The organism is Enterococcus sp. DIV1067f (genome assembly GCF_050543505.1).
GTDB classification, from domain to species: domain Bacteria; phylum Bacillota; class Bacilli; order Lactobacillales; family Enterococcaceae; genus Enterococcus_D; species Enterococcus_D entomosocium.
In genome coordinates, this window is record NZ_CP172940.1 from 2078503 (window position 1) to 2091563 (window position 13061).

At 42.1% G+C, this 13061-nt stretch carries 11 protein-coding genes; 4 read left to right on the forward strand and 7 right to left on the reverse strand.

The annotated features are described in order from the left end of the window. The first annotated feature begins 173 nt into the window (after positions 1 to 173). Complete coding sequence (locus IGJ42_RS09650) at positions 174 to 2576, forward strand: transglycosylase domain-containing protein (protein WP_086299374.1); 2403 nt, start codon at positions 174 to 176, stop codon at positions 2574 to 2576. A gap of 178 nt (positions 2577 to 2754) precedes the next feature. Here the strand turns inward: IGJ42_RS09650 and ccpA are convergent, their stop codons facing one another. Next, positions 2755 to 3753 (reverse strand): catabolite control protein A, encoded by a 999-nt coding sequence (gene ccpA, locus IGJ42_RS09655; RefSeq protein ID WP_008378470.1) that lies wholly within the window; start codon positions 3751 to 3753, stop codon positions 2755 to 2757. Positions 3754 to 3947: 194 nt separating this feature from the next. Between ccpA and IGJ42_RS09660 the strand changes: the two genes are divergently transcribed. Further along, complete coding sequence (locus IGJ42_RS09660; RefSeq protein WP_008378471.1) at positions 3948 to 5048, forward strand: M24 family metallopeptidase; 1101 nt, start codon at positions 3948 to 3950, stop codon at positions 5046 to 5048. Between the two features lie 54 nt (positions 5049 to 5102). Further along, the gene (locus IGJ42_RS09665) at positions 5103 to 5981 is read left to right on the forward strand and encodes an NAD-dependent epimerase/dehydratase family protein (RefSeq protein ID WP_086299372.1); all 879 of its coding nucleotides are present in this window, start codon (positions 5103 to 5105) and stop codon (positions 5979 to 5981) included. Between the two features lie 82 nt (positions 5982 to 6063). Here the strand turns inward: IGJ42_RS09665 and IGJ42_RS09670 are convergent, their stop codons facing one another. The 6 genes from IGJ42_RS09670 to hprK all read right to left on the reverse strand — a co-directional run bounded on the left by IGJ42_RS09670 (position 6064) and on the right by hprK (position 11164). Next, positions 6064 to 6744 carry a YtxH domain-containing protein gene (locus IGJ42_RS09670; RefSeq protein WP_005235400.1) on the reverse strand — a complete coding sequence of 227 codons (681 nt, stop codon included), beginning with the start codon at positions 6742 to 6744 and terminating at the stop codon, positions 6064 to 6066. 14 nt (positions 6745 to 6758) lie between these two features. Then, positions 6759 to 7184 (reverse strand): DUF948 domain-containing protein, encoded by a 426-nt coding sequence (locus tag IGJ42_RS09675; protein ID WP_005235398.1) that lies wholly within the window; start codon positions 7182 to 7184, stop codon positions 6759 to 6761. Between the two features lie 160 nt (positions 7185 to 7344). Beyond that, on the reverse strand, positions 7345 to 8262 hold the full coding sequence (galU, locus tag IGJ42_RS09680; protein ID WP_008378473.1) for a UTP--glucose-1-phosphate uridylyltransferase GalU: 918 nt from the start codon (positions 8260 to 8262) through the stop codon (positions 7345 to 7347). A 17-nt stretch (positions 8263 to 8279) separates the two neighbouring features. Beyond that, positions 8280 to 9308 (reverse strand): NAD(P)H-dependent glycerol-3-phosphate dehydrogenase, encoded by a 1029-nt coding sequence (locus tag IGJ42_RS09685; RefSeq protein WP_008378474.1) that lies wholly within the window; start codon positions 9306 to 9308, stop codon positions 8280 to 8282. Between the two features lie 75 nt (positions 9309 to 9383). Next, the gene (gene lgt, locus IGJ42_RS09690) at positions 9384 to 10214 is read right to left on the reverse strand and encodes a prolipoprotein diacylglyceryl transferase (protein ID WP_005235390.1); all 831 of its coding nucleotides are present in this window, start codon (positions 10212 to 10214) and stop codon (positions 9384 to 9386) included. Between the two features lie 14 nt (positions 10215 to 10228). After that, positions 10229 to 11164 (reverse strand): HPr(Ser) kinase/phosphatase, encoded by a 936-nt coding sequence (gene hprK, locus IGJ42_RS09695; protein ID WP_005235388.1) that lies wholly within the window; start codon positions 11162 to 11164, stop codon positions 10229 to 10231. Between the two features lie 157 nt (positions 11165 to 11321). Here hprK and IGJ42_RS09700 point away from each other — a divergent pair, with 157 nt between their 5' ends. Beyond that, positions 11322 to 13022, forward strand: coding sequence for a M3 family oligoendopeptidase (locus IGJ42_RS09700; protein WP_086332456.1), 1701 nt, complete (start codon positions 11322 to 11324; stop codon positions 13020 to 13022). Positions 13023 to 13061 lie beyond the last annotated feature (39 nt).

Consider the following 13061-nt stretch of genomic DNA (forward strand, 5'->3'; position numbering starts at 1 on the left):
AAGAAACTTTTAGGCAAATCTGTTCGTTTTCCCTTATTATCGCTGGTTCAATACAAATACCAACTGGCATTTTCTCGCACACTTCTTTCGATAACAGATAGGGTGCTACCCAAGCGCCTTGTTTTTTGCTATAATTACACGGAATCTATTCTAATTTATTGAGGTGACTCTTTTTGTCCCAGAAAACGAAAAATCAAAAGAATACAGAAAACAAAAATAGAGGCTGGTTCTATTTCAATATCAGTCTTAGGGTTTTACATGCCTTGTTCTTAGTGGCTATTTCTTTACTGGTGCTAGGCGGTTCTTTAGCTTTAGGGATCGGTGCCGGCTACTTTGCTTTTCTTGTGGAAGATACCGCAGCTCCTTCTAAAGATGAGTTGCAGAAAGAACTGACCGACATCACAGAGACTTCTCAACTCGCATACGCTGATGGCAGTAAAATCGCAACGATTCGCTCAGATCTGATGCGAACGTCGGTTAATTCCGATCAAATTTCAGACTACTTGAAAAAAGCGATCATCGCAACAGAGGACGAATATTTTAATATTCATAATGGCGTCGTACCAAAAGCAGTCGTGCGGGCGTTATTATCCGAAGCGACAGGCTTTGGCGGCAGCGGGGGTTCCACTTTGACCCAGCAGCTGGTGAAACAACAAATCCTTTCCAGTGAAACGACCTTCAAACGCAAAGCCAATGAGATTTTATTAGCCATGGAAGTGGAGAAATTTTTCGATAAAGATGAGATCGTCACCATGTATCTAAACATCTCCCCTTTTGGCCGGAACAATAAAGGGCAAAATATCGCAGGTGTGCAAGAAGCGGCGCAAGGAATTTTTGGCGTTAACGCAGCTGACCTGTCTTTACCGCAAGCAGCCTTTATTGCGGGTCTGCCACAAAGCCCGATCGTCTACAGCCCTTATACAAATACGGGCGAGATCAAGGAAAACTTGACCGCTGGCTTAGAGCGGAAAGACTTCGTGCTCTTCAGTATGTATCGTAACCACGATATTACGAAAGAAGAATACGAAGAGGCGCTTAATTATGACTTGAAGCAAGACTTCAAAAAACAAGAAGCCATTGAACAAACGGATCAAAGCTTCCTTTATTACACTGTGTTAAATGAAGCAAAAGACATTATTGCCAAACAGCTGGCAGATGAAGATGATGTCAGTGACGAAGAATATGCCAAAGACGAAACCTACCAAAAATACTTCGAATTGGCGCAGCAAAAACTGGTTAATGGTGGCTATACCGTCACATCAACGATCGATAAAGATATTTATAATGCAATGCAAGATGCCGTCGATAAATACGGCTATATGTTAGACAACTGGGGCGACTCCACCATCGAAGTCGGCAACGTCATGATGGACAATGCCACCGGGAAAGTATTAGGCTTTATTGGTGGTCGTAACTATGCTGACAATCAATTCAACCATGCCTTTGATGCTAAACGCCAAGCAGGTTCAAGTATCAAACCAATGCTGGTTTACGGACCGGCGATCGAAAGTGGCTTGATGGGCTCTGAATCAATGGTTTCTGATTATGCCGCAAAATGGCGGACAGGAGAAAACGCCGGTGAGCCGATCGTCAATGCCACAAACCGTGGAACCAATACTTTTATGTCGATTCGCGAATCATTGGAAGTATCCAGTAATATCGCAGCGACAAATATTTTCCAAGATCTGTGGGAAAAAGAAGGCGATCATTTTTATGCCTATTCAAATTATTTGAGCAAAATGGGCTATCCTGAAGATAACAGCTGGGCATATGAATCAGCGCCATTAGGGGTTACCGATGTCACAGTGTTGAATCAAACAAATGGCTTCCAAACATTTGCCAATAACGGTGTCTATCAGCAAGGCTACATCATCGAATCAATCAAGGATAATGAAGGCGAAGTGCTTTATCAGCATGAAGCCAAACCGGTCCAAGTCTTTTCTGAAGCGACAGCTTCCATCATGACCGACATGATGCGTAGTGTTATCGATGAGCAAAAAACCAGTTCCTTTAAATCGGTTATCAGCGGATTAGATTGGAACCTCGGGAATGCCGATTGGGTCGGTAAAACTGGGTCTACCAATAATTGGTCTGACTCTTGGCTAGTCGTTTCCACCCCATCGATCACAATCAGCAGCTGGTCAGGGCGGGATGACAATAAAGCTACCGATAGTGCAGCAGGAACTCGGACAGCCAATTACATGGCTTACTTGATCAATCGTATCTATCAAACAAACCAAGAAGTCTTTGGTGTAAATCAGAAGTTTGAACTTTCTAGTGATGTCAAAAAAGCTCAAGTTTCCAAGTTTACTGGTACCCAACCAGGAGGAACCGTGCGAGTCGATAATCGAACCTATACGAATCCAAGTAGTACCGTTACTTCTTATTGGGCAACTGGCGGACCAGATACGGTCGATTTCAAATTTGGACTCGGTGGTTCAGATGCAAACTATGCTGACTATTGGAAAAAAGCATCTTCTAGCCGTTCAACAAATCGTTCGTCGAATACATCATCGAATAACGCATCCAACAATGTTACACCTACTGCAAATGATGACGACGAGGACGAGCAATAAAATAACCAACCTAATACAAATGATGATGATGACTGATCAGCCTTGTGCTGATCAGTTTTTTTATACAAAAAAAGTGTGGGTAGAAAATCCATAGATTTTCTACCCACACGAACGATCGTTGAAGCAAAAAGTGGAACAACAAAGCGTTGCTCCACTAGTCTTTTTATTAAATCGCTGCTTATTTCGTAGAGCTTTTTTCTGAAATACCGTAAGGCAAGACGATCGTTTTTTGTTCTACATCTTCTTTGTTCATCATTTTAGTTAATAGACGCATCGCAACGGCACCCATATCATACAATGGTTGCGTCACACTTGATAAGCGTGGACGAGCTGCTTCAGCCAATAATGAGTTGTTGCTGGTGATGATCTCGAAATCCTCAGGAACTTTAACGCCTTTGTCTAACAAACCATCTAAGACGCCGATGGCTAACTCATCGTCTGTAACATAAGCTGCTGTTGCACCACTGTTGATGATGCGATCAACTAATGCTAAGCCTTCTTTAAAGCTGTATGGTGATTCAAAGATCAACCCTTCAGAATAGTCAAGGTTGTTTTCTTTCAAGGCTTCTTTATAGCCTTTCAAGCGGTTTTGGCCATTGATTGGATCGATCAAAGCACCGCTGACAAAAGCGATTTTTTGATTGTTTTTCGCCAATAATGAAACAGCATCTTTGGCAGCTGCTGTGTAATCGATATTGACACTTCCTACTTGTTCATCAGGATCGATCGAACCAGCTAAAACGACTGGTGTTTTTGAGCGAGAGAATTCCCCGCGAATTTCATCCGTGATGCGATGACCCATGAAGATAACGCCGTCCACTTGTTTTGCTAACAAGTTGTTCAATACGTTGACTTCTTTCATCGTATCGCCATCAGAGTTGGCTAAGATGATATTGTATTTATACATGGTCGCTACATCATCGATCCCACGAGCAAGTGATGAGAAGAACATATTGCTGACATCAGGAATGATAACACCAACAGTTGTGGTCTTTTTACTTGCCAACCCTCGAGCAACTGCGTTTGGACGATAATCCAAGCGGTCGATCACTTCCAGCACTTTCTTACGAGTTGCTGGTTTTACATTTGGATTTCCGTTGACTACCCGCGAAACAGTTGCCATCGATACATTCGCTTCCCGTGCAACATCATAAATCGTAATTGTTTGTTTTTCCATGATATATCTCCCTTATTCTATTTTCAGAAAATCTTATTTACATTTCTTTGTTAGGATAGCAAATTTTTTCTGGATTTGCAACCGTTTTAATTTTGTTTTCATGAAAACTTAGCAATTTCCTACTTTCCCCTCCCCTATTCTCTTCGAAAGCATGATAAAATAGAAAAAGAATACTTGAAAGAAGGTTTTATCAAATGAATGATAAAAAAATCAATGAGTTAAATGCCTGGTTGAAAACCAATGGCGCCGATGTTACCTATATTTCTAATCCAGCAACGATCGCTTATTTTTCTGGTTTTAAAAGTGAACCTCATGAACGGGTCCTTGCTTTGTTCGTCGCACCTGGAAAAGATCCCTTTCTTTTCACACCAGCTCTGGAAGTAGAAGAAGCAAAAAATAGCGGCTGGCCCTTTGACATTATCGGTTATCTCGATAGTGAAGACCCTTGGGCGAAAATCTGCCAAGAATTGACCTCTCGTTACGAGGTTTCTTCCTTGGCATTAGAAAAAAATGACCTTTCCGTCGAGCGCTATGAAGCATTGAAACGGTTCTTGCCAAAAACCGATTTTTCTTTAGATGTGACCCCGGTGATTCAAAAAATGCAATTAACAAAAACCGCGTCTGAGATTGACACCTTACTAGAAGCTGGCAACTGGGCAGATGTTGCTTTTGAGGTTGGGTTTGCTGCCATCAAAGAAGGCGTTAGCGAAATGGAAATCGTGGCAGAAATTGAGTACGAGTTGAAAAAACGTGGGGTTTCCCATATGTCCTTCGATACGACCGTATTAGCTGGTGCCAATGCAGCAAGTCCTCATGGCGTACCTGGGGATCGCAAAGTGACTGCTAATGAACTCGTCTTATTTGATTTAGGAGTCATCTGGAAAGGGTATTGCAGCGATGCAACCAGAACGGTTGCCTATAAAGAACCGACTGCATTACAAAGAAAAATTTATGACATCGTTCTTGAAGCAGAACTAGCGGCTCAAGCAGCGGTCAAACCTGGGATCACCGCTGGAGAATTAGACAAGATCGCTCGTGATGTGATTACGGGTTATGGCTATGGCGACTACTTCAACCATCGTTTAGGTCATGGCATCGGGACCACGGTTCATGAGTTCCCCTCTTTGATCACTGGCAATGATTTAGTGATTGAAGAAGGCATGTGCTTCTCTATCGAACCAGGGATTTATTTGCCAGATCAAGTCGGTGTTCGTATTGAAGATTGCATCTATGTCACTGCAGATGGCTGTGTACCATTTACCAAAACAAAAAAAGAATTGTTGATTTTATCTTGATTCTTTTAATGAAACGGCGCAATATGTTGTAATTACATGAAAAGGAGTGTTCTTATGAGTAAAAAAGTGTTAGTTTTAGGCGGCACGCGTTTTTTCGGTAAATATTTGGTCCAATCTTTAGTGGATCAAGGCTGTGATGTCACGATCGCTACCAGAGGGAAGACGACTGATTCTTTTGGCGATCAAGTCAACCGACTTGTCTTTGATCGCACGGATGAAGAAAGTATCAAAACGACGTTGACACAAGAAACCTATGATGTTATTTACGACAATATTGCTTATACTTCCAACGACATTGAGATTCTACTGCGTCATGTCACACCCAAACGCTACATTGTCACTAGTTCGATGTCTGCCTATCATGAACTGCACTTCGATTTGAAAGAAACGGATTTTGACCCTGCCAAAGAAGCGGTCAAAATTGTCTGCTCTGAGGAAGTCAATTATGCTGAAGGCAAACGAACCGTTGAAGAGATTCTTACCCAAAACTACAGTCAGATTCCGTCCGTTTTTGTCCGCTTTCCTTACGTGATCGGTGCAGATGATTATACAAAACGTTTTGCCTTTTACATCGACCATCTGATAAAGCAAAAGCCAATGGCTGTCGATAATCTAACGCATCAAATGGGCTTTGTGGATGCCCAAGAAGCTGGCCAATTTTTAGCGTTTTTAGGTACCAGCTCTTTCACAGGACCCATCAACGGTGCGTCAAAAGGCACGATTTCTTTAGAAGAAGTGCTGCAATACGTAACGGAAAAAACCGGTCTTTCCCCTCTCTTTTCAGAAACAGGTGATCAAGGCCCTTACAATGGTACACCTGTTTATTCGATCAACGTTGCTCTCGCTGAGGGAATTGGGTTTCCATTCAGTCAACTGCGGGATTGGATCTATCAACTTTGCGATTGGGAAATCACCCAAGCATCAAACGAATAGCTACTGAAGTCACAAAAAACGTTCGCCGATTTAACTGGCGAACGTTTTTATCTTTTAAAGTAATCAAATTTTGTATCCTTGCTTATGCTTCAGGATTGTTTTTTTCTAATGTATCTTTTAATTCTTCTTTTGCATCTTCCAAGTCAGCTTTAGCTTCTTTTGTTTCTGCTTTCGCTGTTTTTTTGGCATCATCCGCTGCTTTTCCAGCTTCTTTTTTCAAATCAGCTGCGGCTGCTTGACCGTCTTTTTTGGCTTCTTCAACTACAGGTTTTGCTTCTTGTGCCCCTTCTTTGACGGTTTGTTTCATATCCGCTGCAGAAGATTTTGCATCAATGATGATATCTTGGACTGTATCATCTGCATCTTCTTTGGCATCTTTCGCTGTTTCTTTCACATCGCTTGCTGATTTTTTGAAGCGTTCTGATAGATCACCTGCTTGTTTCTTTAACTCTTCAACGGTTTCTTCTGATGAACCAGCTGCTGTTTCTTTTAAGTCATCGACTTTCGCTGTTAAAGAACCGGTAAAGTCAGATGCTTGCTCGCTTAATTTTGCTGCTTTATCTTTAGCGATATCGACAAGATCCGTACTTCTTTCTTTGGCTAAATCACCATAATCAGATGCTTTATCTAATAAATCGTCTGCTTGTTTTGCTAATTTATTTCTTAATGTTTTACCAGATTCTGGCGCCAACAAAAGTGCTGCTGCTGCTGCCGCTGTTCCTCCGATGATTGCTCCTAATAAAAATCCGCCTTTTTTACTCATTGAAAGTCCTCCTTTTATTTTTGGTTATTTTTGTCTTTGAAAAATTTCATGGCTGTTTGACCGACTTTTCCAGCTACCGTTGCTTTGGCAGTGGTCCGGCCAAGACTACCCACGCGCGTAATTAAATTTTTTCCAGAAACATTTAGTTCTGAAACACTGGTACTTAGATCTGCAACTGCTGTGAACAAAGGATCGATGGTTGCGACTTTTCCGTTCACATCTTGTAAAAGCTCATTCGTTTTTACCAAAAGACCTTCAACCTCTTTTGAAAGAATATCAACGTCTTTGGTAATGACACGGATGGTTGTGTTTGCTTCTTCGACCGTTTTGTCTACTTTGGTCATTGTCTTGCTGACTTGCATCAACAAACGAACGACGAAAATGACCAATACGACAAATGCGATCGCAGCAATCAATGCAGCTAGTTCTCCTCCTGACATAGAATGGCTCCTTTCCCCATTTACTTATATTAAGAATAGCATTTCACTGCACTTTCTACAAATAAAAGACTGCATTTTTAAGAAAATTATCCGCTTTCAACAGGAAATAATAAAAAAACAAAGCAATTTCATCAGAAATTGCCTTGTTTAGGAGTTTTTGTTATTTTTTTGACTCTTTCGGTGCTTCTTTGACTTCTTTTTGAGCCGGAGCTAGTTCTTTTCCTAACTCGATCAAATACTCTTTCAAGTTGTCCTTGACTTCAGGGTGTACTAAACCATACTCAATACTTGTTTTTAAGAAACCAAATTTGTCTCCTACATCGTAACGCTTGCCGGTAAATTGATGAGCAAACACGCGTTGGGTTTTGTTTAATGTGTCGATGGCATCCGTCAATTGGATCTCGCCGCCAGCACCAGGTTCCTGATTGGCTAAAATATCAAAAATTTCAGGGGTCAGCAAGTAGCGACCAATAATTGCTAAATCACTTGGCGCATTTTCTGGCGCTGGTTTTTCAACAAAGTTTTTGACATTGAACAAACCTTTTTCAACTTCCATACCAGGATCAATGATTCCGTATTTTGATGTATCTTCATGAGGAACATCCATGACAGCGATCGTTGATGCATGCGTTTTTTCATAATTATCGATCAGCTGTTTCGTCAATGGCACTTGATCTTCCATCAAGTCATCACCTAGCATGACTACAAACGGTTCATTTCCGACAAATGCCCGAGCCTGTAATACGGCATGGCCTAATCCTTTCGGATGAGATTGGCGAATGAAATGCAGATTTACGTCAGTTGTTTCTTCCACTAATTTCAAAAGCTCTGTCTTGCCTTTTTCTTTTAGATTCATCTCTAATTCTAAATTGGCATCGAAATGGTCTTCGATCGGACGCTTTGCTTTTCCTGTTACGATCAAAATATCTTCGATCCCTGATTGTAAAGCTTCTTCCACGATAAATTGGATCGTTGGTTTGTCAACGATCGGCAACATTTCCTTTGCCATTGCCTTTGTAGCTGGTAAAAATCGGGTACCTAGACCGGCTGCTGGGATAACTGCTTTTTTGACATTCATGTGACTCGCTCCTTTAATCATAATGATTGATCTACCGTAAATTCGTTTTCTTCTTTGCCGTCTCGCAGCATAATATCTTTAGCTGCTTGCTTGATGTCTTTGCCTTCATACAAGACCGAATAAATCGTTTCTGTGATTGGCATTTCCACTGACAAAGCTTCTGCTAATTCGCGGGCAGCTTTGGTGGTTGAAACTCCTTCAACGATCATGCCCATATTGTCTAACACTTCGTCTAAGCTATGGCCTTTTCCTAATAGGTTTCCGGCACGCCAATTCCGCGAATGGACACTGGTACACGTGACGATCAAATCGCCAACACCACTCAATCCGATAAAGGTTAATGGATTTGCACCCATTGCCACACCGAGACGACTGATTTCTGCTAACCCACGGGTCATGATCGCAGCCTTCGCATCATCCCCAAAGCCCAGTCCAGCAATCGCTCCGGCACCAATAGCGATGATGTTTTTCAGCGCGGCGCCAGTTTCGACACCGATCACATCGTTATTGGTGTAGATTCTAAAGTAATCATTCATAAATAGCTCTTGTACATATTTAGCAGCCGATTCATTTTCTGAAGCTGCCGTGATCGTGGTAATATCATGGACAGCGACTTCTTCGGCATGTGATGGTCCTGACAGGACAACGATTTCTTGCCGTTTATCTGCTGGGATCTCTTCGGCAAGTACTTCTGAGATTCGTTTATGACTGCCTTGTTCTAATCCTTTTGAGGCATGGATGATGACTGGTTTACCGGTTGTCTTCTTAGTGAATTCTTGTGCCACGGCACGAATCGCTTTGGTTGGTACTACAAACAAGACAGCATCTGCCCCTTGGATCGCCTCTTCTAGATTTTTGCAGCCTAAAATATTTTCAGGTAATTTCAAATCAGGCAAATAATGCCGATTGGTATGATACGTATTGATTTCATCGATTTGGGCGGGATTGTTGCCCCAAATAGTCACTTCATGTCCGTTTTCAGACAAGACTTGTGCCAAAGCAGTCCCCCATGATCCGGGACCTAAAACGGCGATTTTCTGTTTCACTATGGAAACCTCCTCTATCCTTTTCGCAAATTCATGCACTTTATCATTTTACCATAATTTCGATAAAATAACTGTTTAGATAATCGTTTGGTTTTTGCCAAAGCTGCGATTGTAGTCTTTTAAAGTTTGGTTTTTCCGACGCCAGATCAATAGCCCAATCGCTCCAAAGAATAATAAAGCGGAAAGTGCTTGTGACACACGGATATCCCCAAATAAGTATAAACTATCGGTGCGCATTCCTTCAATAAAGAAGCGTCCGAACCCATACCAAATTAAGTAGCTCAAGAAAACTTCGCCTTCTTTTAATAACCCAGTTTTCTTGCGCAAGAAAATCAAAACGATAAATCCGATCACATTCCAAACCGATTCATAAAGAAACGTCGGCTGCCGATACGCTTCGTCGATATACATATTATCGATAATAAATTTCGGTATATACAAACTTTCTAAGAAGGAGCGGCTGACTTCGGCTCCAAATGCTTCATGATTCATGAAGTTGCCCCAACGCCCGATGCCTTGTGCCAATAGGACACTTGGTGCAGCGATATCTAAAAAGGTCCAGGGAGAAATAAAATTTCGTTGGCAGAAAAAGTACAGCCAAATCCCCCCGGCAATCAATGCACCGTAGATAGCGATCCCACCAGACCGAATATTGAAAATTTGACTCGGGTCATCAATGTAGTATTGCAAGTCAAATAGAATATAATAAAGCCGCGCACCAATGATCGATACTGGCAATCCAATCAACATAAAATCAGTCACATCATCTGGCTTGAGCCCGACACGAACCGCCTCTCTCGTACTTAACCACATAGCAATGATCACGCCTGATACGATAATGATCGCATACCAATAAATCGGCAAACCAAATAATTCAAATGCGACTCGATTTACTAAACCTAACATCTATCTTATCCTCTCTAGTTTCCAGAATTTTCTTCGATCAATTGCGTCAATCGATTTTCAAAGGTCTTCGTTGCATCATAACCCATCGTTTTCGCCCGGAAATTCATGGCAGCAACTTCGATAATGATCGCAACATTTCGACCAGTTTTCACGGGGATTTTGATTTGTGGTACATCAACGCCACCAATTTCAACCGTCGTATCATCGGTTCCTAGTCGATCATACTTTTTGTCTTTCGCCCAAGCTTCTAAATACACCGCTACTTGAACCTGCATATACCCTCGTACGGCACTGGCACCAAAAAGATTCATGACATCGATGATCCCGATTCCCCGGATCTCGATCAAGTGTTGCAAGATTTTCGGCGGTTCCCCCACCAAAGTCAACTCATCTTGCTTATACACATCCACACGGTCATCAGCGATCAACCGATGCCCACGTTTGATCAACTCTAATGCTGTTTCGCTTTTACCAATTCCGCTATCGCCTTGGATCAAAACGCCCAAGCCATAGACATCCACTAATACCCCATGGACACTGGTTCTTGTTGCTAAACGCCCATCGAGAAAACTAGAAAGCTCTCCTTGCAGACGTGACGTTGAGATGGGCGAACGTAGAATCGTAATCTCATGTTCTTTGCAGGCTTGAATCATTTCTGCTGGTACTTCCAAGCCGCGAGAAACAATAAATCCCGGTGTATCATCGGCACACATTTTGCGCATCACCATCAAGCGTTCTTCTGGCATCATTCGTTCCGCAAAGGTGATCTCTTTGCTGCCGAATAATTGCAGACGATCATGGGAATAGTAATTAAAATAACCCGTCAATTCCAAACCAGGTCGGGAAATATCGCCGGTAATGATTTCTCTTTCTAAACTGTTTTCAGTTCCTTCAACTATCTCTAAATTTAAAGCCTCCGCCAGCTCGCTGACTTTGACGGTTTCTGCCATAGGTTTCCCCTCTTTTCTCAATGATTCTTGCCGCTGCTTCTTGTAAACGACACTCTGGTTCTATTTTATCATTCTATCAGTAAAGTTACTACCTTCGCCAATAGAAGTCCTCATTCTTTTTCGTTTGTGTTATTATTTTACTAAGGAGGGATTTTTAATGAAATTTTCAGCATACACGTATCAACGCCCTGATTTTCCAGTCTATCAAGAAACATTCAAAAAAGCATTAGCAAACCTTCAGTCAGCCGATACCTTCTCGGAGGCGAAGCAAGCTCTTGATGCTTTGAACGAACTAAGAGGAACGATCGATACCGCAATGAACTTGGCTTCGATCCGTTATTCGATCGATACCAACGATGCCTTTTATGAAACAGAAGATACCTTCTGGAATGAATACCAGCCTCATTTTGAAGCTCTGGATTTTCAATTCTATCAAGCACTCTTGGCTTCACCGGTCTTAGATGAATTAAAAGCCGAATATCCAGAAACACTTTTCTTGTTTGCCGAAAGCCGCGTGAAGCTTTTTGATGATGCCTTGATCGAATTGTTTCAAAAAGAAAACCAATTGGCTTCCGATTACAGCAAATTGGTCGCTTCTGCCCAAATCGACTTCCAAGGAGAAACCTATACCCTCGCACAACTGCGACCATTTACCGAAAATAAAGATCGCAGCGTTCGTAAAGAAGCATTTGAAAAACAAACGGCTTTCTTCACGGAAAATGAAGAACGTTTTGACCAAATTTATGACGAGATGGTCAAGGTTCGTACTAAGATCGCCCACAAGCTCGGCTTTGAAAATTATGTTGCCTTTGCGGATACCCAAATGAATCGTTGGGACTATGATCGTTCAATGATCGAGACCTATCGTCGGGAAATTTTAGAAAAAGTCGTCCCAATTACCCAAAAGCTGTACCAAAGACAGGCGCAGCGTAATCAATTGACTCAGGCAACCTTTACCGACTTGCCACTTGTTTATCCTAGTGGTAACGCAGAGCCTAAAGGAACTCCTGAAGAACTAGTAGAAAAAGCCCGTGTGATGTATCAGGAACTATCCCCTGAAACTGGCGAATTTTTTGATTTTATGGTCGAGCATGACCTACTTGATCTACTAAGCAAAAAAGGCAAACAATCTGGCGGCTACTGTACCTTTATCCAAGACTATCAAGCGCCATTTATCTTTGCCAACTTTAACGGTACTTCGGGCGATGTCGATGTTTTGACCCACGAAGCTGGCCACGCCTTTCAAGCCTTTCGCTCTCGTTGGATCAAAGAACCGGAAATTCTCTTTCCCAATTATGAATCTTGCGAGATCCATTCAATGTCGATGGAGTTTATCGCCTGGCCATGGATGGATGCCTTTTTCGAAGAAGAAACAGAAAAATACAAATTTGCGCATCTTGCTAGCAGCCTGCAATTTCTGCCTTATGGCGTTTTAGTGGATCACTTCCAACAAGAGGTTTATGAGCATCCTGAGTGGTCACCAGCACAGCGCAAAGCCCGTTGGCGGGAATTAGAGCGCCAATACTGTCCAGAACGGGATTATTCAGAGTATCCAGACCTTGATCGTGGCTTGTATTGGTTCAGACAGGGGCATATTTTTGAATCACCTTTCTACTATATCGATTACACATTGGCACAAGTGTGTGCGTTCCAATTTTGGTATCGATTCATCGTGGCAAAAGACGAAACCGCTTGGCAAGATTATTTGGCCATTTGCGAAGTCGGCGGCACGAAAACATTTCTTGAGATCCTGGCTCTGGCTCATCTACGTTCACCTTTTGAAAAAGGAGCGCTTGATGAAACGTTACAGGCAGTAGATACGTATCTGTCAGCCATCAAAGAAGAACAGTTAAACTAAAAAAAGACGTTTCCGTTTCTCCACTAGCTTCGTAGCTAG

What these genes read in the sequence shown, in the direction of transcription:
- ccpA (WP_008378470.1), bottom strand. Translation starts at nt 3,753, where the DNA reads ATGGAAAAACAAACAATTACGATTTATGATGTTGCACGGGAAGCGAAT.
- IGJ42_RS09660 (WP_008378471.1), top strand. Translation starts at nt 3,948, where the DNA reads ATGAATGATAAAAAAATCAATGAGTTAAATGCCTGGTTGAAAACCAAT.
- IGJ42_RS09665 (WP_086299372.1), top strand. Translation starts at nt 5,103, where the DNA reads ATGAGTAAAAAAGTGTTAGTTTTAGGCGGCACGCGTTTTTTCGGTAAA.
- IGJ42_RS09670 (WP_005235400.1), bottom strand. Translation starts at nt 6,744, where the DNA reads ATGAGTAAAAAAGGCGGATTTTTATTAGGAGCAATCATCGGAGGAACA.
- IGJ42_RS09675 (WP_005235398.1), bottom strand. Translation starts at nt 7,184, where the DNA reads ATGTCAGGAGGAGAACTAGCTGCATTGATTGCTGCGATCGCATTTGTC.
- galU (WP_008378473.1), bottom strand. Translation starts at nt 8,262, where the DNA reads ATGAATGTCAAAAAAGCAGTTATCCCAGCAGCCGGTCTAGGTACCCGA.
- lgt (WP_005235390.1), bottom strand. Translation starts at nt 10,214, where the DNA reads ATGTTAGGTTTAGTAAATCGAGTCGCATTTGAATTATTTGGTTTGCCG.
- hprK (WP_005235388.1), bottom strand. Translation starts at nt 11,164, where the DNA reads ATGGCAGAAACCGTCAAAGTCAGCGAGCTGGCGGAGGCTTTAAATTTA.
- IGJ42_RS09700 (WP_086332456.1), top strand. Translation starts at nt 11,322, where the DNA reads ATGAAATTTTCAGCATACACGTATCAACGCCCTGATTTTCCAGTCTAT.